The sequence below is a fragment of the Micromonospora yangpuensis genome (assembly GCF_900091615.1).
Taxonomy (GTDB): domain Bacteria; phylum Actinomycetota; class Actinomycetes; order Mycobacteriales; family Micromonosporaceae; genus Micromonospora; species Micromonospora yangpuensis.
Genome location: NZ_FMIA01000002.1, coordinates 5,391,830 through 5,417,177, shown reverse-complemented (window position 1 = coordinate 5,417,177; position 25,348 = coordinate 5,391,830). Strand labels below are relative to the sequence as shown.

Annotated in this window: 18 protein-coding genes; 9 read left to right on the top strand and 9 right to left on the bottom strand. The window is 73.0% G+C overall.

The features are described 5' to 3' along the window. Positions 1–13: 13 nt before the first annotated feature. The 4 genes from GA0070617_RS24400 to GA0070617_RS24385 all read right to left on the bottom strand — a co-directional run bounded on the left by GA0070617_RS24400 (position 14) and on the right by GA0070617_RS24385 (position 6,679). Positions 14–3,802 carry a multifunctional oxoglutarate decarboxylase/oxoglutarate dehydrogenase thiamine pyrophosphate-binding subunit/dihydrolipoyllysine-residue succinyltransferase subunit gene (locus GA0070617_RS24400; RefSeq protein ID WP_091443215.1) on the bottom strand — a complete coding sequence of 1,263 codons (3,789 nt, stop codon included), beginning with the start codon at positions 3,800–3,802 and terminating at the stop codon, positions 14–16. 264 nt (positions 3,803–4,066) lie between these two features. Then, entirely contained in the window at positions 4,067–4,891 is an 825-nt protein-coding gene (locus GA0070617_RS24395; protein WP_091443212.1) for an ABC transporter permease, read from the bottom strand. Continuing rightward, positions 4,888–5,823, bottom strand: a complete 936-nt coding sequence (locus GA0070617_RS24390; protein WP_091443209.1) for an ABC transporter ATP-binding protein — start codon at positions 5,821–5,823, stop codon at positions 4,888–4,890. The genes GA0070617_RS24395 and GA0070617_RS24390 overlap by 4 nt, the downstream gene beginning before the upstream one ends. Before the next feature lie 160 nt (positions 5,824–5,983). Beyond that, positions 5,984–6,679: a hypothetical protein gene (locus tag GA0070617_RS24385; RefSeq protein WP_091443207.1), complete on the bottom strand. Its 696-nt coding sequence runs from the start codon at positions 6,677–6,679 to the stop codon at positions 5,984–5,986. A 171-nt stretch (positions 6,680–6,850) separates the two neighbouring features. Between GA0070617_RS24385 and GA0070617_RS24380 the strand changes: the two genes are divergently transcribed. The 4 genes from GA0070617_RS24380 (at position 6,851) to GA0070617_RS24365 (ending at position 12,052) form a co-directional block, all read left to right on the top strand. After that, positions 6,851–7,552, top strand: a complete 702-nt coding sequence (locus GA0070617_RS24380) for a response regulator transcription factor (protein WP_091447252.1) — start codon at positions 6,851–6,853, stop codon at positions 7,550–7,552. Next, complete coding sequence (locus GA0070617_RS24375; RefSeq protein ID WP_091443204.1) at positions 7,549–9,105, top strand: sensor histidine kinase; 1,557 nt, start codon at positions 7,549–7,551, stop codon at positions 9,103–9,105. Before GA0070617_RS24380 ends, GA0070617_RS24375 begins: the two co-directional genes overlap by 4 nt. A gap of 62 nt (positions 9,106–9,167) precedes the next feature. After that, a complete protein-coding gene (locus tag GA0070617_RS24370) occupies positions 9,168–10,766 on the top strand; it encodes a trypsin-like peptidase domain-containing protein (RefSeq protein ID WP_091443200.1) in 1,599 nt (532 codons plus the stop codon). Between the two features lie 215 nt (positions 10,767–10,981). Beyond that, positions 10,982–12,052, top strand: coding sequence for a glycosyltransferase family 4 protein (locus GA0070617_RS24365; RefSeq protein WP_091447249.1), 1,071 nt, complete (start codon positions 10,982–10,984; stop codon positions 12,050–12,052). 61 nt (positions 12,053–12,113) lie between these two features. On the opposite strand, the gene GA0070617_RS24360 is transcribed toward GA0070617_RS24365, so the two are convergent. Beyond that, positions 12,114–13,706: a serine/threonine-protein kinase gene (locus tag GA0070617_RS24360; protein WP_091443197.1), complete on the bottom strand. Its 1,593-nt coding sequence runs from the start codon at positions 13,704–13,706 to the stop codon at positions 12,114–12,116. A gap of 169 nt (positions 13,707–13,875) precedes the next feature. On the opposite strand from GA0070617_RS24360, the gene GA0070617_RS24355 reads away from it, so the two are divergent. Genes GA0070617_RS24355 through GA0070617_RS24335 form a run of 4 tightly spaced genes read left to right on the top strand, consistent with a single transcriptional unit; the run spans position 13,876 to position 19,970 of the window. Further along, the gene (locus tag GA0070617_RS24355; RefSeq protein WP_091443157.1) at positions 13,876–14,706 is read left to right on the top strand and encodes a patatin-like phospholipase family protein; all 831 of its coding nucleotides are present in this window, start codon (positions 13,876–13,878) and stop codon (positions 14,704–14,706) included. Next, a complete protein-coding gene (locus GA0070617_RS24350; RefSeq protein ID WP_091443153.1) occupies positions 14,706–15,722 on the top strand; it encodes a 1-acyl-sn-glycerol-3-phosphate acyltransferase in 1,017 nt (338 codons plus the stop codon). The genes GA0070617_RS24355 and GA0070617_RS24350 overlap by 1 nt, the downstream gene beginning before the upstream one ends. Before the next feature lie 9 nt (positions 15,723–15,731). Next, on the top strand, positions 15,732–16,052 hold the full coding sequence (cutA, locus tag GA0070617_RS24345) for a divalent-cation tolerance protein CutA (RefSeq protein ID WP_091443151.1): 321 nt from the start codon (positions 15,732–15,734) through the stop codon (positions 16,050–16,052). 48 nt (positions 16,053–16,100) lie between these two features. After that, positions 16,101–19,970: an SCO7613 C-terminal domain-containing membrane protein gene (locus tag GA0070617_RS24335; RefSeq protein ID WP_175440643.1), complete on the top strand. Its 3,870-nt coding sequence runs from the start codon at positions 16,101–16,103 to the stop codon at positions 19,968–19,970. A 67-nt stretch (positions 19,971–20,037) separates the two neighbouring features. Here GA0070617_RS24335 and GA0070617_RS24330 read toward each other — a convergent pair whose 3' ends face one another. Beyond that, on the bottom strand, positions 20,038–20,805 hold the full coding sequence (locus tag GA0070617_RS24330; protein ID WP_091443140.1) for a hypothetical protein: 768 nt from the start codon (positions 20,803–20,805) through the stop codon (positions 20,038–20,040). A gap of 242 nt (positions 20,806–21,047) precedes the next feature. Here GA0070617_RS24330 and GA0070617_RS24325 point away from each other — a divergent pair, with 242 nt between their 5' ends. Next, entirely contained in the window at positions 21,048–22,199 is a 1,152-nt protein-coding gene (locus GA0070617_RS24325; protein ID WP_091443138.1) for an FHA domain-containing protein, read from the top strand. A gap of 50 nt (positions 22,200–22,249) precedes the next feature. On the opposite strand, the gene rocD is transcribed toward GA0070617_RS24325, so the two are convergent. From rocD to GA0070617_RS24310, 3 genes are all read right to left on the bottom strand, one after another. Further along, entirely contained in the window at positions 22,250–23,467 is a 1,218-nt protein-coding gene (rocD, locus tag GA0070617_RS24320; RefSeq protein WP_175440815.1) for an ornithine--oxo-acid transaminase, read from the bottom strand. Beyond that, a complete protein-coding gene (ddaH, locus tag GA0070617_RS24315) occupies positions 23,467–24,285 on the bottom strand; it encodes a dimethylargininase (RefSeq protein ID WP_175440642.1) in 819 nt (272 codons plus the stop codon). Before ddaH ends, rocD begins: the two co-directional genes overlap by 1 nt. 326 nt (positions 24,286–24,611) lie before the next feature. Further along, positions 24,612–25,262 (bottom strand): hypothetical protein, encoded by a 651-nt coding sequence (locus GA0070617_RS24310; RefSeq protein WP_139135749.1) that lies wholly within the window; start codon positions 25,260–25,262, stop codon positions 24,612–24,614. Positions 25,263–25,348 lie beyond the last annotated feature (86 nt).

Below are 25,348 nucleotides of genomic sequence, written 5' to 3'. Positions count from 1 at the left end.
GTCGTGCTCCGGGTCAGGGGCGGGGCAGGGCGGCGTCGAGCAGAGCCACCTGCTCCGCCTCGTGCATCTTGGCGGAGCCGACCGCCGGGGCGGCGGCGGCCGGGCGTGAGATGCGGCGCAGCCGTACCTCGCTGAGGTGCTCCAGCAGGTTGAGCGCGACGAACGACCAGGCGCCCTGGTTGGCCGGCTCCTCCTGCACCCAGGCGAAGTCCTCGGCGTTCGGGTACGCGCCGAGGGCCGCCCGGATCTCCTCCACCGGCAGCGGGTAGAGCTGCTCGATCCGGACGATCGCGGTGTCCGTGACGCCGCGATCCTGCCGGGCCTGGAACAGGTCGTAGTAGACCTTGCCGGAGCAGAGCAGCACCCGCTTGACCTGGTCGGCCGGCGGCCCGGTGGGGTCGGTCAACACCGGGGCGAAGGTGCCGCTGGTGAAGTCCTCGACCGGGGAGACGCAGAGCTTGTGCCGCAGCAGCGACTTCGGCGTGAAGACCACCAACGGCTTGCGCTTGGGCGACAGGGCCTGGCGGCGCAGCAGGTGGAAGTAGTTCGCCGGGGTGGTCGGGACGGCCACCCGCATGTTGTCCTCGGCGCACATCTGCAGGAACCGCTCCGGCCGGCCGGAGGTGTGGTCCGGTCCCTGTCCCTCGTGGCCGTGCGGCAGCAGCAGGGTCACCGCCGAGCGCTGGCCCCACTTCACCTCGCCGGAGGAGATGAACTCGTCGATCACCGACTGGGCGCCGTTGACGAAGTCGCCGAACTGGGCCTCCCAGCAGACCAGGGCGTCGATGTTCTCCACCGAGTAGCCGTACTCGAAGCCCATCGCGGCGTACTCGCTGAGCAGCGAGTCGTGCACGAAGAACCGGGACCGCTCACCGTCGGCGGTCAGCGAACTCAGCGGCAGGTGGTCGTCGCCGGTCTTGGCGTCGACCACGGAGGCGTGCCGCTGGACGAAGGTGCCCCGGCGGGAGTCCTGCCCGGCGAGCCGGACGGTGACCCCGTCGTGCAGCAGCGCGCCGAAGGCGATGATCTCGCCGTACCCCCAGTCGATGTTGCCCTCGACGGACATCTTCGCCCGCCGGTCGAGCAGCTGCTGGATCCGCTTGTGCGGGGTGAAGCCCTCCGGCAGGTTGACGTGCGCCTCGCCGATGGCCTTGACCACCGCCGCGTCGGTGGCGGTCGCCACCTGCGGCTCCGGCTCGACGTCCGGCCGGGTGCGGGCCGGCTGCCGGGGGGCGGAGGCGGCGTCCCGGGTGGCCTTGAAGACCCGCTCCAGTTGGGACTGGTAGTCCCGGAGCAGCTCCTCGGCGTCCTCCACGGTGATGTCGCCCCGGCCGATCAGCTCCTCGGTGTAGAGCTTGCGGACCGAACGCTTCGAGTCGATGATCTTGTACATCTGGGGGTTGGACATCGAGGGGTCGTCACCCTCGTTGTGCCCGCGCCGCCGGTAACAGACCAGGTCGATCACGACGTCCTTGTTGAAGCACTGGCGGTACTCGAAGGCCAGCCGGGCCACCCGGACCACGGCCTCCGGGTCGTCGCCGTTGACGTGGAAGATCGGCGCCTGGATCATCCGGGCCACGTCGGTGCTGTAGAGGCTGGACCGGCTGTACTCCGGGGCGGTGGTGAAACCGACCTGGTTGTTGACCACCACGTGCACCGTGCCGCCGGTCCGGTAGCCGCGCAGCTGGGAGAGGTTGAGCGTCTCGGCCACCACACCCTGGCCGGCGAAGGCGGCGTCACCGTGCACCGCCAGCGGCAGCACGGTGTAGCCCTCCAGCTTGAGGTCGATCCGGTCCTGCTTGGCCCGGACGATGCCCTCCAGTACCGGGTCCACCGCCTCCAGGTGCGACGGGTTCGCCACCACCGAGACCTTGACCTGGTGCTCGCCGTCGGGGGTGCTGAACTTGCCGTTCTGGCCCAGGTGGTACTTCACGTCGCCGGAGCCCTGGGTGGACCGCGGGTCGAGGTGCCCCTCGAACTCCGAGAAGATCTTCTCGTACGGCTTGCCGACGACGTTGGCCAGCACGTTGAGCCGGCCCCGGTGGGCCATGCCGATGACGACCTCGTCCAGCCCGGCCTCGGCGGAGGACTCCAGCACCTCACCGAGCAGCGGGATCAGCGACTCGCCGCCCTCCAGCGAGAACCGCTTCTGTCCGACGTACTTGGTCTGCAGGAAGGTCTCGAACGCCTCGGCCGCGTTGAGCCGGTTGAGCACGTGCTTCTGCTCGTCCGCGGCGGGCTTCTCGTACTTGCGCTCGATCCGCTCCTGGATCCAGCGCCGCTCCTCCGGGTCCTGGATGTGCATGTACTCGATGCCGATCCGGCGGCAGTACGAGTCGCGCAGCACGCCCAGGATGTCGCGTAGCTTCATCCGCTGCCGACCGGCGAAGCCGTTGACCGGGAACTCGCGGTCCAGGTCCCACAGGGTCAGCCCGTGCTGGAGGACGTCCAGGTCCGGGTGCTTGCGGATCTTGAATTCCAGCGGGTCGGTGTCGGCCATCAGGTGCCCGCGCACCCGGTAGGCGTGGATCAGCTCGTGCACCCGGGCGGTCTTGTTGATCTGACCCTCGGAGTTGACCGCCACGTCCCGCATCCAGCGCACCGGCTCGTACGGGATGCGCAGCGAGGTGAAGATCTGGTCGTAGAAGCCGTGCTCGCCCAGGATCAGCTCGTGCATGACCTTGAGGAACTCGCCGGACTGCGCGCCCTGGACGATCCGGTGGTCGTAGGTGCTGGTCAGCGTGATGATCTTGCTGACCGCCAGCTCGGCCAGGGTGGCCTCGCTCATCCCCTGGTACGGCGCCGGGTACTCCATCGCGCCCACGCCGATGATCGCGCTCTGCCCGGTCATCAGCCGGGGCATCGAGTGCACCGTGCCGATGCCGCCCGGGTTGGTCAGCGAGATGGTGGTGCCGGAGTGGTCCTCCATGGTCAGCTCGTTCTTGCGGGCCCGCCGGACGACATCCTCGTAGGCCTGCCAGAACTGCCGGAAGTCCATCTGCTCGCAGCCCTTGATGGAGGGCACCACCAGGTTGCGGCTGCCGTCGGGCTTGGCCAGGTCGATCGCGATTCCCAGGTTGACGTGCGCCGGGCGGACCAGCACCGGCTTGCCGTCGACCTCGGCGAAGGAGTTGTTCATCTCCGGGTGCTCGACCAGCGCCCGGACCATCGCGTACCCGATCAGGTGGGTGAAGCTGACCTTGCCACCGCGCCCCCGGGCGAGGTGGTTGTTGATCACGATGCGGTTGTCCACCAGCAGCTTGGCCGGGACGGCGCGCACGCTGGTCGCGGTCGGCACGCTCAGCGAGGCGTCCATGTTCTGGACGATCTTCGCGGCGATCCCGCGCAACGGGGTGGTCTGCGGGCCACCGGTCGACGACTTGGCCGGGGCCGCCTTGGCGGGGGCCTGGTTCGCGGACGCGGACCGGGCCGGGGTGGCCTTCGTCGCACCCCGCTCGGGCTTCGCGGCCGGCTGTTCGGTCTTCGCGGTGGCCGGTTCGGTCTTCGAGGCCGACGGCGCCGGCTTCGGCGCGCTCTGCGGCTGCTTGTCGGCCGACTTCTGCTTGTCGGCCGCCTTCTGCTGGTCGGTCGGCTTCTGCTGACCCGACGGCGGCGTTGGCCCGGCCGGCTTCTTCTGGTCGCCGCCACCGGGGGTGGGCCGGTAGTCGGCGAAGAAGTCGTGCCAGGCCGGGTCGACGCTGCTGGGATCGGCGAGGTAGCGCTGGTACATCTCCTCGACGATCCACTCGTTAGGGCCGAAACCCGCCAGTGGGTTCTCCTGCGAGGTCTGCTGGGTCGACACGGCCGGTAATCGCCTCTTTCACGCGGGTTCTGGTGTCACGCGGTGTCCATCGCCGCCCGAATTGGGGGGCACGCGACGGTCCCAGGCTACGCCGTACGGGACCCGCAGGCATTTCTGCCTCCGACCCGTGGCCGGTTTCACAGAAGATGCCAGAAGTTCACCAAACGCTGCGTGTTCGGTCGACTGCTGATAAGCAACGCGCCGGTCGGGACCCGGTGCGGGCCCCGACCGGCGCGTGGAACGTACCGGTAGAACAGCTGCGAATCAGGAGATGTCGCGCTTGCGGGTGATCAGGATGCCGACCAGTCCGGTGACCACCGCGTACCCGACCAGCACCAGGGCGCCCACCCACCAGACCGGCAGCATCGGCGACTCGATGCTGTTGACCATGACCTGGGACGCCACCGACGGCAGCACCACCTGCCACTTCAACACCGCCTCGCTCTCCAGCCAGCTGGAGAGCAGGAAGAAGAACAGGCCGGCCACCTGGGTACCGATCAGGTAGACCACGGCCGAGGTGACGACCGCGCCGATCTGGTTGGTGATCAGCGTGCCGACCCCGATACCGAGGATCGTCCAGATCGCGTAGGCCAGCAGGTTGAGCAGCAGGGCCCGCTGCACGTCCCACTCGCCGAGCTGGGTGCCGAAGTCGTTGGCGCTCAGGAACACCGCGCCGGCGACCAGGTCGAGCACCGTGGTGACCAGCCAGAAGCCGAAGCCGATCAGGCTCGCCGCCACCAGCTTGCTGAGGATGACGTTGGTCCGCCTCGGGGTGGACAGGAACGTGGTGGTGGCCGTCTGGTGGAAGAACTCGTTGGTGACCATCAGCACGCCGATCAGCATCACGAAGAGCAGACCGAAGTACTGACCGGAGGTGTAGATGTTCGCCGCCTGGCCCACCACGTCCTGCTGGGCCGCCGCCTCCTCCGGAGGCAGCCCCAGCATGTCGGTGTCCCCGGTCAGGGTGGTGTGCGCCAGCCAGGCGTTGACCGCGAAGGCCAGCGCCGTCATCGCCAGGGCGCCCAGCGCCATCCACAGCCAGGCCGCGGTGGTACGGATCTTGAGCAGCTCGGATCGGACGAGGTTCATCGGATGCCCGCCTTTCCGGCCGTCAGCTCCAGGAAGACCCGCTCCAGGTCGGGCCGTTCCGTGGTGAGTTCGTGCAGTTCCGCCTGGACGCCGAGGGCGGCCCGGCCGACCGTCGGGGCGTCCACCCCGGCGACCAGCAGGGTGCCCTGCTCGTCGGTCTCGACCGTGGCGGCCTGCTCACGCAGCGCCTTGGTCAGTTCGGCCGCCTGCGGGGTGCGGACCCGGATCCGGGCGGTCTGGGCCATCGACCCGAGCACCTGGTCGACCGGACCCTGCCGGACCAGCTGGCCGGCCGCGATGATCACCACGTCGTCGGCGAGCAGCTGCATCTCCGAGAGCAGGTGGCTGGAGACCAGCACGGTGCGTCCCTCGGTGGCGAGGGTCTTGAGGAAGCCCCGCATCCACCGGATGCCCTCCGGGTCCAGCCCGTTGGCCGGCTCGTCGAGCACCAGCACCCGCGGGTCGCCCAGCATCGCCGCGGCGATGCCCAGCCGCTGCTTCATGCCCAGCGAGTAGCCCTTGAACTTGCGCTTCGCCGCCGGGGTCAGCCCCACCATGGCGAGCACCTCGTCGGCGCGCTGCTTCGGCAGGCCGGCCGCCGCCGCGATCACCCGCAGGTGGTTGAGCCCGGTCCGGCCCTTGTGCGCGCTGGAGGCCTCCAGCACCGCCCCGACGTGCCGCAGCGGGTCGGTCAGGTCGGCGTAGCGCCGGCCGCCGATGGTCGCCGAGCCCGAGGTGGGGGTGACCAGGTTCAGCAGCATCCGCAGCGTGGTGGTCTTGCCGGCACCGTTCGGGCCGAGGAAGCCGGTCACCCGCCCCGGCTCGACCGTGAACGACAGATCGTTTACCGCCCGTACGTTCTTGTACTGCTTCGTCAGGCCGGCGACCACGATCTGGCCAGTTCCGGTGGGGCTTCGCTGCCCGTCAGACATCTCTCTCCTCTCCTGCTGGGCGCCCCGGCAGAGCGCCAGCGTTCAGCCTGACCCGTGCGGGACACCGAATCAATCAGGCGCGGTCCGTAGATCCATCTCCGCCTCGGGCAGGAGGGGAGCGGCCCCGGTCCTCCCCAGGAAGGAGGTCCCCGGGACGGGTTCAACCGGTCGGTAGCGCGATCCAGGTGGCTCTGGCGTGGCCGAGCAGGACTCCGCTGGGACCGTACAGGCTGGAGTGCACCAGGGCCTTGCGCCCCTCGCAGGAAGTGGCCAGGCCGGTCACCACGCACTCGTCGCCCGGACGGGGCAGCGCGGTCAGCCGCACGGCGATCCGGCCGAGCACCCAGGGCCGACCGACACTGATCACCGCCCAGCCGCCGGGGCAGTCCAGCGCGGCCCAGCCGGTGGCGGTCCTCACCCCGGGTGGCACCCGCCACGGCGCGGCCGTCCGCCCGTCCGGCAACCGGCCGGGAAAGATCCGCAGCCCGTCCGGGTGCGCCGGGCCGCAGACGTAACAGCCGGGAAAGGGATGGTCCACCAGACCCGGGTACGCCGTCGCGGCGGCTCGGGCGGTCGCCAGGTCCACCGGCGGCACCACCGGCGGGAAGTCGTCGGTCTGCCGCACCTCGGCGACCACCTGCCCGGCCGGGTCGTGGATCTCGGTCCGGCCCGGCTGGTCGACGGCGCTCAGCGGGGTGTCCAGCGGTGGCGGCCGGCGCAGCGTCACCTCGACCGGCCCGGCACCGGAGCCCGGCGACCCGGCCGGCCCGCCGCCCACTGCCGCCGCGAAGACTCCGGCACTCCAACCACCGTTACCCGAACCCGACGGGCCGGCGTACCGCCCCTCGATGATCATCGCAACCTCCGCCGGCAGTCCCACTGTTTCCCGGATGCGGTGGCATCCAGGCTTGACCGGACCACTAGATCAGGGAATCGGCGGAGCCGGCGGCCGGGGGTGGGTGGGCTCTCAGGGTCTTTTCAGCGAGTGCCCAGTGATGCCGCAGCCGGGGCGCGCATGATGGTCGGCATGGCCGCTACCCAGACCGAGGCGCGACTGCTCGTCGTCGAGGACGACCCGAACATCCTCGAACTGCTCTCCGCGAGCCTACGGTTCGCGGGCTTCGACGTGGCCACCGCGACCAGCGGCAGCGCGGCCCTGAACGCCGCCAAGGACCACCGGCCCGACCTGGTGGTGCTCGACGTCATGCTCCCCGACCTGGACGGCTTCGAGGTCATCCGGATGCTGCGCGAGGGTGGCACGCGTACCCCGGTGGTCTTCCTGACCGCCCGGGACGCCACCGACGACAAGATCCGGGGTCTCACCCTGGGCGGCGACGACTACGTCACCAAGCCGTTCAGCCTGGAGGAGCTGACCGCCCGGATCCGGGCGGTGCTGCGGCGGACCACCACCGGCGAGCACGCCCCCTCCCGGCTCACCTTCGCCGACCTGGAGCTGGACGAGGAGACCCACGAGGTGCACCGGGCCGGTCAGCGGGTGCAGCTCTCGCCCACCGAGTTCAAGCTGCTGCGGTACCTGATGCTCAACGCCAACCGGGTGCTCTCCAAGGCGCAGATCCTCGACCACGTCTGGAACTACGACTTCCGGGGCGACGACAACATCGTCGAGTCGTACATCTCGTACCTGCGACGCAAGGTCGACAACACCCAGCCCCGGCTGATCCATACGCTGCGGGGGGTCGGTTACGTGCTGCGCAAGCCGGCGGCGTGAACGCCGTCGGCCAGGCGAAGGGGCGAATCCGGGCGGTACCGCTGCGGGTCAAGCTCGTCGCCTCGGTCCTCGCCCTGGTCGCCGCCGCACTGCTGGTGATCAGCATCTCCACGACGGTCTTCCTGCGCAACTACCTGGAAAACCAGGTGGACAACGATCTCAAGGCGTTCAACTCGACGCTCTCGGACGTCACCAACCGGCTCCGGCCCGGGATGTCGGCGCAGTTCACGCTGCCCAGCGAGTACCTGGTACTGATCTACGGCCAGGGTGTCGTCGAGCCGTGGTACTACAACCCCAATCTCGAACAGAACGACCTGCCGCCGTGGCCGGCCGAGGCCACCGGCTTCAACAAGCCGGCCGGTAAGCCCTTCACGGTACGGGCCCGGGACGGCCACAGCCGGTGGCGGGTGACCCTCGTCGACCTGCCCGACGGTCGGGTCGCCGCCACCGCCCAGCACCTCACCGACGTGGACCGGGCCGTCACCCGGCTGGTCTGGATCGATCTGCTGGTCGGTGGGGCGGTGTTGGTGCTGCTCGCCTCGATCGGCGCGGCCATCGTCCGGACCAGCCTCAAGCCGCTTGTGGAGATCGAACGCACCGCCGCCGCCATCGCCGGCGGCGACCTCAGCCGCCGGGTGCCCGACCCGGAGGAGGGGCAGCTCTACGCCACCAGCGAGCTGGGCCGGTTGTCCCGGGCGTTGAACGCGATGCTGAACCAGATCGAGGTGGCCTTCACCGCCCGGGCCGCCTCGGAGTACGCCGCCCGTTCCGCCGAGGCCGGTGCCCGCGACGCCGCGCTGGCCGCGCAGGCCTCCGAGGCCCGGGCCCGCCGGTCGGAGGAGCGGATGCGGCAGTTCGTCGCGGACGCCTCGCACGAGCTGCGGACCCCGCTGACCACCATCCGGGGCTTCGCCGAGCTGTTCCGGCAGGGCGCGGCCCGGGAGCCGGAGCAGACCGCCGGCCTGCTGCGCCGGATCGAGGACGAGGCGGCCCGGATGGGGCTGCTGGTGGAGGACCTGCTGCTGCTGGCCCGGCTGGACCGGGAACGTCCGCTGGTGCTGGCGCCTGTGGAGTTGCCGGTGCTGGCCGGTGACGCGGTCCAGGCCGCCCGGGCGATCGCCCCGGAGCGGCGGATCGAGCTGGAGATCGCCGCCGGCTCCGGCCCGCTGGTGGTGCTCGGCGACGACGCCCGGCTGCGGCAGATCATCGGCAACCTGATGACCAACGCGCTCACCCACACCCCGGCCGAGGCCCGGGTGACCCTGCGGCTGCGCGCCGAGCCGGGGAACCTGGCCGTGGTGGAGGTCGCCGACACCGGGCCGGGGCTCTCCGCCGAACAGGCCGAACGGGTATTCGAACGCTTCTACCGGGCCGACGCCGCGCGGACCCGACGGGCCGGCGGGGTCACCGGTACCGGGCTGGGACTGGCCATCGTGGCGGCGTTGGTCGCGGCCCACCACGGCACGGTGGCGGTGGGGAACACCCCCGGCGGTGGTGCCACCTTCCGGGTCACGTTCCCGCTCGCGCCGACCACGGATGGTGATCAGGAGTGACTTTCAGCCAACATCCAGGTCGATTCCAGGATGGTCGCAGTGCCACGGGGCAAGGTATAGCCATGACCGAGTACGAGTCCGACCCGCAGCGGCGGCCGGCTCCCGCCGACGCCGAGTCGTCGCCCCACTCTGCCGAGCTGCCCCGTGTCGAGCACGGGCACTCCGACCGCGCGGCCTCCGCCGCCGGTCCGCCGTCCCCGTCGTACCCGCCGTCCGGCCAGCCCGGGGCGAACCCGGGTGGGCCCTGGCAGTCCGGCCAGCACGCCGGCTGGGCCCGCCCCGAGCAGTCCGGCGCCCCCGGCCGGCCCGAGTCCACCGGCCCCGGCCAGGTCGCGTCGCAGTCGGGTTACGGCCAGGCCGGCCCGGTCGCGCCGCAGTCCGGTGCCGCCGGCTACGGCGAGGCCAGTGCCGCTCCCCAGTCCGGTCCCGCCGGCTACGGCCAGGGCGGTGCCGCTTCCCAGTCCGGTCCGCCCAGCTACGGCCAGTCGGGTCCGCCCGGCTACGGCCAGCCCGGCACCCCGGGGTACGGCCAGCCCTACGGCCAGTCCGGTCCGCCCGGGTACGGTCAGCCGGGTGGTCCGCCCTACGGCCAGCCGGTGCCGCCGTGGGCCCAGGCGCCCCGGGCCGGCCGGGTGGCGAAGTTCGTCGGCGCGGGTGTCCTGGTCTTCGCCCTGATGCTGGGTTCCGGGGTCGCCGGCGGCGTGCTCGCCCTGGCGCTCGACGGCAACACCGGTATCACCCGTACCTACTCCGCCGCCCCCGTGATCGACAGCGCGGACCTGCCCAAGATCGCCGCCTCGGTGCAGGACAGCGTGGTGTCCATCGCCACCGACAGTGGTGAGGGCTCCGGGGTCATCCTGACCGCCGACGGCTTCGTGCTCACCAACAACCACGTGGTCGCCTCCGGCTCGGCCGGCAGCGTCCGGGTGATCTTCGCCGACGGCAAGACCGCCGACGCGCAGGTGGTGGGGACCGACCCGAAGACCGACCTGGCGGTGGTGAAGGCCACCGGGGTCAGCGACCTGAAGGCGGCGAAGCTCGGCGACAGCGACGCGATGCAGGTAGGTGACCAGGTGCTCGCCCTGGGCAGCCCGTTGGGTCTGCAGGGCTCGGTCACCTCCGGCATCCTCAGCGCCCGGGACCGCACCATCCAGGCCGGCGGCCAGCAGCAGGACCCGCAGCAGGGGGTCTCCTCGATCTCCGGCCTGCTCCAGACCGACGCCCCGATCAACCCGGGGAACTCGGGCGGGGCGCTGGTCAACACCCGCGGCGAGGTGATCGGCATCAACACCGCGATCGCCACCTCCGGGCAGAGCACCGGCAACATCGGGGTCGGCTTCGCCATCCCGAGCAACAAGGCCAAGGACGTGGCCGGCAAGCTCCAGCGCGGCGAGAAGATCAGCCATCCGAGCCTCGGGGTGAGCGTGACCCGGGGTGAGAACGGCGGCGCGGTGGTGTCGTCGGTGCTGCCGGGCAGCGCCGCCGAGCAGGCCGGTCTGCAGCGGGGGGACGTGATCACCCGCTTCGGTGACAAGACGGTCAACGACTCCAACGACCTGGTCGGCGCGGTCCAGGCGAGCAAGGTCGGTGACCGGGTCGAGGTGCGGTACCAGCGCGGCGGCAACGAGAGCACGGTCACCGTCACGCTCACCGAGTCGTAGGCGGACGCGGACCTGCCCCGAGACCGGGCGGCGGGTGACAGGCCGAGGGGGTCGGCCCGTCACCCGCCGCCTTCTGCGTCCGGCTCCGGCCGGTTTACCCCGCGGGGTACGGGGAAAGCGGCCCGTCACGCGCTCAGGCGGAGCAACGGGGAGGGCTCGTGGCTGGAAACCACCGTCCAACCGTGGGCTCGACGGGGCGGGGCCTGCGGATCGCGATGGTGGTGCCGCCCTGGCTCTCCGTCCCCCCGCCCGGTTACGGCGGCCTGGAACAGGTGGTCAGTTCCCTGGTGGAGGCCCTGGCCGAGCAGGGGCACGCGGTGACGCTCTTCGGCGCCGGTGAGCACCACGGGACGCCGGCGGAGTTCGTCTCCACCGCGGAGCTGCAGTTCGACCGGCTCGGCGAGTCGCTGCCCGAACTGGCCCACCTGGCCCGGGTCAACCAGCTGGTCACGGCGGCCGACTTCGACGTGGTCCACGACCACAGCACGATCGGCCCGCTGGTCGCCGGCCGGCGGGCGGTGCCGACGATCGCGACCGTGCACGGCAATCCGGTCGGCGAGTACGGCCAGGTGCTCAGCGACACCGACCACGGGGTCGGTCTGGTCGCCATCTCACACGCCCAACGGCGTTCGAACCCCGGCCTGCCCTGGGTCGGCACCGTGCACAACGCGGTGGACGTCGCGGACATCCCCCGTAAGCGGAACCCGGGGCGCGGGCCGGTGCTCTGGTTGGCGCGGTTCAGCCCGGACAAGGGCCCGGAGCTGGCCATCCAGGCGTGCCGGGCGGTCGGCCTGCCGCTGATCCTCGCCGGCAAGTGCAACGAGCCGGCCGAACACCGGTACTACGAGGAGGTGGTCGAGCCGTTGCTCGGCCCCGACGTGACCGTGGTGTTCAACGCCGACCGGGCGGCGACGCTGCGGCTGCTTGTCGACTCCCGCTGCCTGATCATGCCGATCCGGTGGGCGGAGCCGTTCGGCATGGTGATGGTGGAGGCGATGGCCACCGGTACGCCGGTGGTGGCCCTCGACCGGGGTGCCGTGCCCGAGCTGGTCAGGTCGGGGCTGACCGGGATCGTCTGCGCGAGCCCGGCCGAGCTGCCCGAGGCGTTGCGTGCGGCCGAACGCATCGACCCGGCGGCCTGCCGGGCCCACGTGGAGGAGAACTTCTCCGCCGGGCGGATGGCGCTCGGCTACGAGACGGTCTACCGGCTGATGATCGACTCGGCGCCGGTGCGGTCGGCGGCCCGGTCGGTGCGGGCGGACGCGATGTCCTGGAAACCGAGCTGACCCGCGGCTGACCTGCCGCGACCATGACCTGCCGCGACTATGACCTGCCGTGGCCGGCCGGTCAGAGCGGGGCGGTGGTCAGCTCGGCGATGGCGGCGTCGAGTTGGCGGGCGTACACCGGGGTGATGCTGCCCTCGCGTCGGCGTTCCGCCACCTTGCTGCGGACCTGGGCCACCGAGTCGGCCAGCGCCTCCGGCCCGTTACCGGGGTCGAGGTTGTGCAGCAGGTTGCGCAGGTCGGTGCCGACGTCGTCCCGGATGTCGCCGGAGGCCACCCCCGAGTCGATCAGCTCGTCGACCCGGGTCGCCGCGTCCACCACGCTCGCCGAGGGGGTCCGGGTGGTCGGCGGCGCGGAGGTGGGCGTCCGGCGGCTGGGCGGCGAGGGCGGTGGCGGGCTGTACGCGCGGGGGGACGGCGCGGCGGAGGTCGGCGACCGGCTGGGCTTCGGTGCCGGTGGGGCCGGCTCGACCGGCTGGGTGGTCGGCAGGGCGTGCGGCGGCGGGGTCGCTCCCCGGTCGGACAGCTGCAGGAGCAGGGCCGCGAAGGCGGCCACCACCACCGTCCCGACCAGCACCGGGACCGCCCACCGGCCGGGCCGTCCACGCGGCCCGCGATCGAGCTCCGCGTGGTCGTCGACTCGGCCGCCGGCCCCGGTGGCGCCGTCGAGCCGGCCACCGGCCCCGGTGGCGGCCCCACCGGCCGTCACGACCGGGACCGGTTCGGCCCGGCCGGCTGGCGCCGGCGGACCGGGCCGCTCCGGGGACACGACGATCGCGGGGAGCGTGACGGTGGGGGACAGCATCGTGGCGGCCTGCGGGTCGGCGGGCAGCAACTGGTCGCGCAGCACGGTGGCCAGCTGGGTGGCGGTCGGCCGGTCGTGGGGATCCCGGGCCAGACACCGCAGGCAGGTCCGGGCCACCTCCGTCGGGAGGCCGGGCACGTCGAGCGGTGCCGGTGGACGCTCCTGGGCCAGTGCCGCGCTGAGCTCCTCCCAGGTGTCGGCGGGGTACGGCACCCGGCCGGTGAGCGTCTCGTACAGCAGTACGCCGAGGGAGTAGACGTCGGTGGCCGGCTGGGCCGCCGCGCCGTCCAGTCGTTCCGGCGCCACGTAGGCCGGGGTGCCGAAGGTGCCGCCGTCCTCGTCCTCGTCCGGGGCACCGACCTGGGTGGCGATGCCGAAGTCGAGCACCTTGGCACCCACCCGGGTCATCATCACGTTGGCCGGGGTGATGTCGCGGTGCACGATGCCGAGCCGGTGGGCCGCGGCCAACGCGTCGGCCACCTGGGCGGCGATCTCGACCGCCTCAGGCCAGGGCAACGGCCCGTCGGCGAGCCGGTCCTCCAGCTCCTCCCCGGTGAGCAGTTCCATCACCACGAACGAGGTGATGGAACCGTCCGGGGCCAACGTCTCGCCGTAGTCGTGCACCGCGGTGACGTGCGGGTGCACCAGTTGGGCGGCGGCGCGGGCCTCCACCCGGACCATGTCCCGGAAGCGGGTGTCGGCGGCGAGTGACGGCGCGAGCACCTTGAGGGCGACGATCCGGTCCAGCACCTCGTCCCGGGCACGCCAGATGACCGACATTCCGCCGGACCCGATCTGGTCCACGAGCCGGTACCTGCGGGCCAGTAGTCTGCCGGCGTGCAGTGCTGCCATCGGTGATCGCACCTGCCTGGTGGTGGGGGCGGTATCAGGTTGCGCGAATGTGTCGGGGCTGTCAACGGCCGGATCGTCCGATGATCATTACCACTGTGGACAGCCTGCCCCGGGCGGTCGACCAACCGGCCAGGTGGGGCACTTTCCCGGGCGTGCCAGGATGAACGACATGCGTGGTGGTCCGGTGGCGTTCGTACTCGGTGGTGGGGGTGTGCTCGGCGCCGTCGAGGTCGGCATGCTGCGTGCCCTGTTCCGCGCCGGGATCCGACCCGACCTGGTGCTCGGCACCTCGATCGGCGCGGTCAACGGCGCGCTGGTCGCCGCCGACCCGACCGAGGCGGTCACCGACCGGTTGGTACGGCTCTGGGCCTCCCCCGAGGCCAGCGAGGTGTACGGCGACTCGGTGGCCCGCCAGCTACGCCGGTTCGCCGCCCGGACCCACCTGCACTCGCCCCGACCGCTGCGTCGGCTGCTGGAGTCCGAACTGGGGGAGGACGCCACCTTCGCCGATCTGCGGGTGCCCTTCCGGTGCTGCGCGGCCAACATCGAACGCGCCGCCGAGTACTGGTTCGACCGGGGGCCGTTGGTGCCGGCGGTGCTCGCCTCGGCTTCCGTGCCGGGGCTGCTGCCACCCATGGTGATCGACGGTCAGCACTACATCGACGGGGGGATCGTCAACTCGATCCCGATCGGCGAGGCGGTCGCGGCCGGGGCCGGGCGGATCTTCGTACTCCAGGTGGGGCGGATCGAGCGGGCGTTGACCCCGCCCCGGCGGCCCTGGGAGGTCGCCCAGGTCGCGTTCGAGATCGCCCGCCGGCACCGGTTCGCCCGCGAGATGGCCGCCCTCCCCGCCGACGTGGAGGTGCACGTGCTGCCCACGGGCGGGTTGGAGCCCCGGGACGACACCCCGTGGGCGTACCGGGACATGGCGGCGGTGGGGCGGCGGATCAGCCGCGCCTACACCGCGTCCCGACGCTACCTGGCGGAGCTGGAGCGCTGATGCCGCTGCCGCCGCGCTGGCTCCGCCGGCTGCTGCTCGCCCCCGGCGTCGTCCTGCTCGCGTTCCTGGTGGTGACCACCCTGCCGGCCTGGGCGTTCCTGGCCGCCGCGGCGTCCCCGCTGGTGCCGGGCCGGCTGCGTCCCCTGCGGCTGCTCTGGATCGCCACCGTCTACCTGGTCTGGGACGCGGTGGCGCTGCTGGCCCTGCTCGGGCTCTGGATCGGCTCCGGCTTCGGCTGGCGGGTCCGGTCGCCGGCCTTCCAACGGGCCCACTACGTCCTCGCCGGGGCGTTCCTGCGGGTGCTGTTCTGGCAGGCCCGCTGGACGCTGCGGCTGAGCATCGACGTGGTCGGCACCGACCCGGACACCGCCATGCCCGGCCGTCCCGAGCTGGTGCTCTCTCGGCACGCCGGGCCCGGCGACTCGTTCATCCTGATCCACGCGCTGGTGAACTGGTTCGCCCGGGAACCCCGGATCGTGCTCAAGGACGCCCTGCAGTGGGATCCGGCGATCGACGTGCTGCTCAACCGGCTGCCCACCCGGTTCATCGCGCCCGGCCCGGACGGCCGCGGCTCGGCGATCGAGCAGATCGGGCACCTGGCCACCGGCCTGGACGACGACGACGCCTTCGTGATCTTCCCCGAGGGGGGTAACTTCACCCCCCGTCGCCGGCTCCGGGCGATCTCCCGGCTGCGCGCCCGGGGCCTGGAGCGGATGGCGTTGCGGGCCGAACGGATGCGGCACGTGCTGGCCCCGCAGCCCGGTGGCATGCTCGCGGCGCTGGACGCGGCCCCCGACGCCGGGGTGATCTTCGTGGCGCACACCGGCCTCGACCAGCTGCTCACCGTCGCCGACATCTGGCGGGAGCTGCCGATGGACAAGCGGATCGTGATGCGGTTCTGGTCGGTTCCGCCGGAGGAGATCCCGACCGGTCGACAGGAGCGCATCGACTGGCTCTTCGACTGGTGGAAGCAGATCGACGACTGGATCGCCACCAACCGTGACGACGGCGCGTAGGGTGCGCTCGTGGAGCAGCTCTGTGTGGTGACGACGGTGGTGGACGCCCGTTCGGTGGCGGACGTACTGGCGGCGGCGGCCGTCGCTGGTCGGCTGGCGGCCTGCGCACAGGTCGGCGGTCAGGTGGACAGCACCTACTGGTGGCAGTCCAACGTGGAGACCACCACGGAGTGGTCGGTGCAGTTCAAGACCGCCCCGGACCGGGTGGCGGCGCTGGTGCAGCAGATCCGGGCGACCCACCCGTACGAGGTGCCGGAGATCCTGGTCACGACGGTGGCCAGCGGCCACCCCGGGTACGCGACCTGGGTGTTCGAGCACACCCGACCCTAGGTACGCGCACTCTGGCCAGGGACGGGGCGCTCGGCCGAGGATGACCGGGTGGATCTCTCCAGCTACCCCTGTCCCGGCTGCGGCGCCCCGGCTGACCTGCGTACGGGCTGCTCTGGTTGCGGTCGGCCCCCGTACCCGCTGGCCGCCGAGGTGATCCGGCTGGACCGGGAGCTGACCGGGCTGGTCCCACAGGTCGAGCAGGCCCGCCGGGTGTACCACGACCTGGCTGCCCGGCTGGCCGCCACCCGGCACCGCCGGGCGGAGCTGGCCGCCCGGGTCCGGGTCGAGGTGCCCGGCCCCACCTGGTCACAGCCACCCGGCACGGGCCGCCCGGCCCCCGCCCACGCCCCCGCCCAGGCCTCGGCTCCGGTCCAGGCTCCGGCTCCGGTCCAGGCTCCGGCTCCGGTCCAGGCTCCGGCTCCGGTCCAGGCTCCGGCTCCGGCTCCGGCGGCCGGCCCGGTGCGGGCCCCGGCGGTGGCGCCGGTGCCGGCCGCCACCAGCGGTCCGACGGCCGTCGCCGCTCCGGTCCGGGCTCCGGCTCCGGCTCCGGCCGGCGCACCCGGTGCGGCCCCCGGGCCGGCGACGCCCTATCACCCGCACCACCAGTGGCCGTTGGCCCACCAGCCCCAGCCCCAGCCCCAGCCCCAGCCCCAGCCGGGCCGGCCGGGCGGCGCGGAGACCTCGGGCCGGACCGTACAGCGGCTGCTGTTCATCCTCGGCGGACTGCTGCTGGGTACCGCCGCGGTGGTCTTCACCACCGTCGCCTGGTCCTCGGTGGGGGTGGCCGGCCGGGCGTTGATCCTGGCGGCGGTGACCGGGGTCGCCCTGGTCCTGCCGTTGGTGGCCCGCTGGCGCAGGCTGCCGGGCACGGCCGAGACGCTCGCCGCGGTCGGCATGCTGTTGGTGCTGCTCGACGGGTACGCGGCCTGGGCGGTGGACCTGTTCGGGGTGACCGGTTGGCCGCCCAGCCGGTACGCCGCGGTGGTCGCCGCGGTCAGCACGCTGGTCGCGGCGGGCTACGCCCGGCTCAGCGGACTGACCGGGCCGTGGTTCTGGGCGTTGCTGACGGTGCAGCCGGTGTTGCCCCTGGTCGCCGCCGGGATGCGGCCGTCGGCCACCGGCTGGACCGTGGTCTTCCTCGGGGTGGCGTTGCTCGACCTGGCGGTCGTGGCCGCGCTCCGCCGTCGGACCCCGGCACCGGAGCGCGCGGAACTGCCTACGCCGGAGCGTGCGGTACCTACGCCGGGGCACGCGGTACCGCCGGCACCGGGGCGTGCGGTACCGCCGGCGCTGCTCGCCGGCCGGGTCGTCGCCTGGATCGGGTACGCGGTGGCGCTTGTCGTCGCGGCCGGTTGCGCGACGGTGCCGCTGGGGGTGGGCCGGGCGTTCGGCGTGCCGGCGTTCGCCGGGCTGCCGGTGCTGGCCGTGCTGGCGGTGCTGCTCTGCGGGGCGGTGGTGGCCGGCAGCCGGGCCTTCGTGACGACGGTGTTCGCGCTGCTGGTGCCGGCGCTCGCGGTCGCGGTGCTGCGGCCGTTGGGCGAGGTGTGGCCGGCGGTGCTCCTGCTGACCACGGCGGTCGTGGCGCTCGGCCTGGCCGGTGCGGTCCGGCTGGTACCGCAGCGGTGGCGGTTCGGTCCGTGGCTCGGCGCGCTGGTGGTGGCCGGTACCACGGCCCTGCTGACCGTCGTGTTCACCGGGGTCTCCGCGGCGGCCACGATCGGCCGCTCGCTGCCTCCGTGGGGCGGGGCGGAGCCCGGCCCGCAGCTGCGCTGGGGATGGCAGCTGGCGGTCGCCGTCCTGGTGGTCGCGGCGGCGCTGGCGCTGCTGGTGCCCCGGGCGGCGGGGCCGGCGACCGCGGTGGCGGCCGGCACGCTGGTGGTGCTCGCCGCACCGGCCGCCTGGCCGGTGCCGTGGCCGGTGCTGGTGGCCGTCGAGCTGCTCGTCGGGGTGGGGCTGCTGTTGACCGCCGTCGGACGGCCGGGGGTCCGACAGCGGGTGCGGTGGCCGTCGGCGCTCGGCGGGACCGTCCTGCTCGGGCACGGTCTGCTGGTCGCGTTGGCCGCGCCGGTCGCCGCGGCGGTGGCCCTCGGGGTCGTCGCGGTGGCCGGGTCGGTGACGGCGGCCCTGGGCCGGCGCGGCGGCGTCGGTCAACGTGGGATCGCCGGGGCCGGGCTAGTCGTGGCGGTGCTCGCCGCGCCGGCCGCCGTACTCCTGGGGTCGTTCGCCGCCGGTCTGCCGCCGTGGTGGCAGGCCCGGGTCACCTTCGTTGCCGTGGCGCTGCTGGCGATCGCCCTGGCGGGTGTCCGTCGACACTGGCCGGACCTGCGCGGGTACGCCTCGTCCGGGTTCGCCGTCGCGGTCGGCCTGGCCGGGCTCGGGGCGGTCATCGGCCTGGTCGGTGCCGAACCGGGCGGCTTCGAGGAGCCGGTGCCGCTCTACGCCGCGCTGGGGGTGCTGTTGATCCTGCTCGCCGCCCCGCGGTTCCGTCCCGAGGTCGCGCTCCGGGTGCCCGGGTTCGTGCTGCTGACGGTGGCGGTGCTCGGCGCGGCCCCGGTGACCCTGGACGCCCTGGTCGCCCCGTACGGCACGCTGCCGCCGGTCTGGGCCGGGGCCCCGGCGGGCCACCCACCCACGGGTGCCCTGCCGGTGGCGCTGGCGTTGCTGGTCCTGGTGGTCGCCGCGGCCCTGGTCGCGCCCGGTGTGGCCGGGGGCCGGTCGGCCGACGGCGAGGCACCGGCCGCCGGTGGGCAGCCCGCCGACCCGGCCGCAGCGCCCCGGGCCGGGCGCTGGACGACGATGGTGCTGGCCGCGTTGCCCTTCGCGGCGGCGGCGCTGCCGGTGCTGCTGGTCGCCGTCGGTGCCCCCTGGCCCGTGGTACCGGCCGCGGTCCTGCTCACCGGTACGGCCGCGTTGGTGACCGCGGCGCTCGTCCGGCCGTACCCGCTACTGGTGGCGACCACGCTGCCGGTGGGGCTGGTGACCGTCGGCGTCGGGTTGCTGGGGCTGCTGGCCACCCGGGCCGGCACCCTCGCCGGCACGGGCGTCCTGGTGGTGGCGGCGCTGGTGGTCGGGTGGGCGGCCCGGCTGGCCGACGTACGGCTGGTGGGCTGGCTGGTGGCGGTCGGGTCGGCGGTCGGGTTCGCGGTGACCGCCACGTCGGCCGCCGGGCTGCCGGCACGGCAGACCGCGTTCGCCGTACTGGCGGTGGCGGTGCTGGTGTTGGCCGGCGCGCCGCTGTTGACCGGCCGGCAGCCGACGGCCGGCCGGGTGCTCGACGGGGTCGCCCAGGCCGTCGCCGGGCTGGCGCTGCTGCTCACCGTGGGGGCGGTCCGGCACGCCGCCGCGATCTGCGTGCTCTGGGGGGCCGCGGTCGCCGTACGGGTGCTGCGGCGTAACGAGTCGACCACCCGCCGGTGGGTCTTCGCCGCTGTCGCCGGGGGCAGCGAACTGCTCGGCACCTGGCTGCTGCTGGCCGCCGGCCAGGTGGTGCTGTTGGAGGCGTACACCGTGCCGGCGGCGGCGCTGGCCCTGGTCGCCGGGACGGTGGCGCTGCGTGGGCGGCCGGGGCTGAACAGTTGGCTCGCGCTCGGCCCGGGGTTGCTCGCCGCGCTGCTGCCGAGCCTGGTGTCGGTGCTGGTGGCGGCGGATCCGCAGCCCTGGCGACGCCTGCTGGTGGGGCTCGGCGCGCTGGTGGTGGTGCTGGTCGGCGCGGTACGGCGCTGGCAGGCCCCGGCCGTGGTCGGTGCGGTGAGCCTGACCCTGCTGGCGCTGCACGAGCTGGTCCGGAGCTGGGACCTGCTGCCCCGGTGGATCTACCTGGGCCTCGGCGGGGTCGTGCTGATCTCGCTGGCCGCCAGCTACGAGCGGCGTCGGCGGGACCTGGCCCGGCTCCGCTCGGCGGTCAGCCGGATGAGCTGACGACAGCGAACGGCCCGGCCGGCGCGGGTGGTGTCCCGCGGTGCCGGCCGGGCCGTCGATGCTCGGATCAGGTGGTGGTGGCGCCGCTGAAGGACCGCAGCAGGCTCTCCGGGGCCTCCTGGGTCTCGTTGGCCGGCGGCTTCTGCACGTCGACCTTGGTGCCGAAGTCGGAGTAGGTGGTGGTCATCTTGCCAAGCGACTCGTGCAGGACGCTGGTGTCCACGACCAGCTCGGTCATCCGGCCCTCGTCGTCGACGCGGGCGGTGAAGGGCACCGCCTTGGCCTTCTCGCCCATCTGCTCGACGGCCTTGTCACCCGGCTTGGCCTTGGTGTAGTCGATCGTGCCGGAGAACGCCCCGTCGCCGGTCTTCTCCACGTCGACCACGCCGTTGACCAGCTGCTTGGCGCCACCCGGGTCGCCGTCGGGCATGATGTTCAGCTGGCCGTTCGCGCCGAGCTTGGTCACGTCCAGGTGCAGCCAGTTGTCCGGCAGCCCCGGCACGCCGCTGAACTTCATGTAGCCGTCGTCGCCCACGGTCAGCATCCGGAACGTGCCCTGCTCGCCCAGGCTCATCGTCATGTCGACCTGCTTGGTCTTCGGGTCCATCACACCCTCGCCGTTGAGCGCCGAGGACTTGATCTCGACCCGGACGCTCTGCTCGTTGAGCTTGAGCGCCGCCGCGCTGAGCTCCTCGCGCGGGTCCGCCGGGGCGCTGGCCTCCGGTGCCGCCCCACCGGCTGGGGCATCCGTGCCGTTGCTACCGCAGCCGGTCAGGGTCAGACCGAATGCGGCGACGAGCGCGGCCCCCGTGGTCGCCAGCCGTCGAGTTCTCATACTGGATTACTCCTCGCGAAGGGTGGACCGGGACGGGCCCGGCCGAATACCCGGTCAGCCTAACGGTGGATGGCAACAGGCGCTCGTCGATGCTATCGAGGTCGCGTCGCCGCTGGTCGGGCCGGCGTGGCGATCACCGCCGACACCTGCACCGGTAGGGTCTGCGGCATGGCAGACGCGCTCGCCGCGACGGCGGCCCGCGGGCTGGCCCGACGGATCAACGAGATCATCGGAGGTGCTCGATGAGGTTCGAGATCAGCAAGGTGCTGGACGCCATCGAGGGACGGGTCTGCACCGACCCCTCGCTGGCCCGTGCCGTGCTCGACCTGGCCGAGGTGATCCGCTACCAGGATCTCGACGGTGGTCGACCCGCGAACCTGCTCCGGCTCGGCATGGTCATCGACGCGCTGTCCCGCCAGTTGGAGGAGGACAGCGTCCCGGTCTACGCCGTGGTGCACCGGGCGTTGCTGTCGGATGCCGACCTGACCTCCAACGAGCGGATGGTGGTCCGGCGCTGGGCCGACGACGGCCTGGTCGAGGTCCTCGACAACCCGGGTGACCGGATGCTGGAGGTGGCCGACCTGCTCGGACTGCCGGTGCTCACCCGCGGCCGGCTCGACGGCCTGCGCGGGCGGTACCCGTGGGTGGCCGAGCAGCCCGGTCGGGTCGTCGCCCCGGTGCCGGGTCAGGGCGGGCCGGCCTTCGTCGCCCACGTCGGCAACGGCACCACGCCCGTCGAGGGCACCCCGTCGCCGGTCGGCGCCCAACTGCTGGCCCGCAAGTGGCGCTGCCCCGAGTCGGGCTGCGCGTTGTTCGGTGGCGGTGGCGGCGGCGGTGCCTTCGCCGACCTGGCCGCGGTCGACCGTGCCCCGGCCGGCCAGCCGCCGCCCACCCTGCGCAACGGCGTCCCGACCTGTCCGCGGCACGGTGCCCGGCTCGGCGACGCCGGGCCGCGTCCGCGTACCCAGGTCCTGGCGGTCAGCGTCGGCGGGATGGTGCGGCGGCGGTTCGTGCTCAGCGCCGACGAGCCGGTACTGGTCGGCCGGGCTCCGGAGCAGGCCGGCGGGATCACCCTGGGGCAGTGGCTCAACGACGAGGCGCGGCGTTGGATCAGCCGCAGCCACGTGCAGTTCGAGCTGCGCGCCGGTGAGGTCGTCGTCACCGACGTCAGCACCAACGGCTCCGGCATCCGCCCGGGTGGCTCGATGGACGAGGCCGACCGGTTGCCGCTGAACCCCCGGCAGTCCCGGATCCTCGACGGCGGGGACATGGTCGAGCTCTACCCCGGGGTGCAGGTCGGCCGGCCGGGCGAGCTGGCCAGCGGGGCACCCATCACCCCCGCCTCGGTGATGGCCGAGGCCCCCACCATGGCCATGCGCCTGCCCAACAACTGACCAGCCGGCCCGGCCCGCCCCCGCACGGGGACGAGGCCGGGCCGGTGTGCTCAGCTGGTGGCCAGGACGGCGGCGAGCTGGGCGATCGCGTGGTCGATCTCGGCCTCGGTGACCACCAGGGGCGGGGCCAGCCGGATCGTGGCGCCGTGGGTGTCCTTGGCCAGCACGCCCCGCTCGGCGAGACGTTCGCAGGCCTGCCGACCGGTCATCAGTGCCGGGTCGAGGTCCAGGCCGGCCCAGAGGCCCCGGCCGCGTACCGCGACCAGACCGTGGCCGACCAGCTCCCGCAGGCCGGTGTGCAACCGCGCGCCCAGCTCAGCGGAGCGACGCTGGAACTCGCCGGTGGCCAGCAGTCGTACCACCTCGGTCGCCACCGCGCTGGCCAGCGGGTTGCCCCCGAAGGTGGAGCCGTGCTGGCCGGGCTTGAGCACCCCGAGCACGTCGGCGTCCGCGACCACCGCGGAGACCGGCACGATGCCGCCGCCGAGCGCCTTGCCCAGCAGGTACATGTCGGGCACGACGCCCTCGTGGTCACAGGCGAAGGTCTCTCCGGTACGGCCCAGCCCGCTCTGGATCTCGTCGGCGAGCAGCAGCACGTCGCGTTCGGTGCAGACCCGACGCACCCCCGGCAGATAACCCTCGGGGGGTACCACCACACCCTGCTCGCCCTGGACCGGCTCGATCAGCACCGCCACGGTGTGCTCGTCGATCGCGGCGCTCAACGCGGCCAGGTCGCCGTAGGGCACCACGGTGAAACCCGGGGTGTACGGCCCGAAGTCGTCGCGCGCGTCGGCGTCGGTGGAGAAGCTGACGATGGTGGTGGTCCGGCCGTGGAAGTTGCCCTCGGCGACCACGATGTTGGCCTGCCCGGCGGGCACCCCCTTCACCTGGTAGCCCCACTTGCGGGCCACCTTGATGGCGGTCTCCACCGCCTCGGCGCCGGTGTTCATCGGCAGGACGAGTTGCTTGCCGCACAGCTCGGCCAGCTCCCGGCAGAAGTCGGCGAACTGGTCGTGTACGAAGGCGCGGCTGGTCAGGGTGAGCCGGTCCAGCTGCGCGTGCGCGGCGGCGATCAGCCGCGGATGCCGGTGGCCGAAGTTCAGTGCCGAGTAGCCGGCCAGGAAGTCCAGGTACCGTCGACCGTCCACGTCGGTCAGCCAGGCACCCTCGGCGGAGGAGATCACCACCGGCAGCGGGTGGTAGTTGTGCGCGGTGAAGCGTTCGGCGTCCCGGAGGGCACCGGGGGTCCGCAGCATGTCGTCGACGATCACTTTCCGGCCTCGCTTCCCTGACGGAGTCGCAGCGTGCAGCACTTCGGTCCACCACCGGCCCGGCGCAGCTCGGACAGGTCCACGCCGATGGTCCGGTAACCCCGCTCGGTGAGCCGGGCGGCCAGCTCGACGGCCTGCGCGGGGAGCACCACGTGGTGTCCGTCGCTCACCGCGTTCAGCCCGAGCACCTCCGCGTCGGCCATGGTGGCGGTCACCGCGTCGGGAAAGAGCCGGCGCAGCACGGCCCGGCTGCCGGGGGAGAAGGCCTCCGGCAGGTACGCCACGGTCTGCTCGTCGAGCACGGTGAGCGCGGTGTCCAGGTGGTAGAAGCGGGGGTCGACCAGCTGCAGGGTGACCACCGGGTACCCGAAGGTCTCCTGCAGCTCGGCGTGCGCGGCGTGCGCGGTGCGGAACCCGGTGCCGGCGAGCAGGTGGCCACCGGCCAGCAGCACGTCGCCCTCGCCCTCGTTGACGTGCTTGGGGTCGGTCACCTCGAAGCCGGCGGCGGCGAACCAGGCGCGGTAGGCGGGAGCCTCGTCGGCCCGCTGCGGGTCGCGGAACTGCACGGCCATCGCCCGGTCACCGACGACCGTGCCGCCGTTGGCGGCGAAGACCATGTCGGGCAGGCCGGGCAGCGGCTCGATCTCCTCGACCGTGTGACCCAGGTCGAGGTACGTCCGGCGCAGCCGTTCCCACTGCTCGACGGCGAGCGCGGTGTCGACCGGTACGGTCGGGTCCATCCACGGGTTGATCGCGTAGTCCACGGCGAAGTACGTCGGCCGGCACATCAGAAAGCGCTGGCGGGTGGCGTCCATCGACATCGTCCTGCTCCAAGGCTCGGGCGCGCCCGGCCACCTCGGCACGCGGGCTGGCGCCGTGGCTCCACGCTATGCGGCACCGGACGACGGTAACCACCGTTGAGGCTTGCGTAGACCGGTGGTTCGTTGCGTGTGGGCAGGCCGCAGCCGCGATTCGTTGCGGGCGGGTCGGCCGCGACGGGCGGAACCAGGGCGGGCCGGAGCCGGACATGCCTCGGGGGGCGGCGTATCGCCGCCCCCCGAGAGAGGTTTTGCCCTGCGGGTGAACCACCTGCTGGCCGGGCCGACCTCCGGTGTACCACCGGCGAGATCACATGTGCCCGTCAGAAGCGGTCGACAAACTGTGAGTCAAGCCACTCCCGGAAGCGCAGCACGGTGTCGCCGTCGGTGGTGGGCCACTCGAACTGGCCGGTCATCGCCAGCACCCCGATCACCACCGCCGCGAGCCCGACCAGCATGCCGATCAGCGCGTCGGTCTTGCCGGCGACGTGCCGGCGGCGGGTGGCGATCAGGCCGAGCACGGCGACGACCGCGCCCAACGCGCCCAGCCCGATGCCGTAGCCGGCGAGGGTGCCGGTCAACACGAACAGCGCGCCGGCCACGCTCACCACCAGGCCCACGGTGGCGAGCAGGCTGGCCCTCGGTTTCGGGCCGGCGACCACCGGTGGTTGGCCGTCGGTCGGGGTCACGGCGTCGACCGGGGTCCGCGCCGGGTCGTCGGTGGACCGGTCCGACCCCGGGGTACGACTGTCCACCCCGGCCGGCGGCGGCGGGGGCAGGGGCTTGCGGCGCTGGTTGTCCTCGGTCGGCCGGGCGGTGGCGGCTCGGGCCACCGCGCCGCGTTCGGCGGCGCGCCGTTCGGCGTCCGAGACGCGTTCGTCGGGGTGGGCCTCGGTCGCCACCGCGCCGTCGCGGGGGCTGTCCTGCTCCTCTGGTGTCGGCTCCTTACGGCGCGACAGCGAAGGAATTCTCATCGCTACTCCTCCTGGTGAACGCCGCGCGGACGGGACGAACCCGGCTGGCGGACCAGCCACGCGGTCACCCCCCGGAGTTACCCACC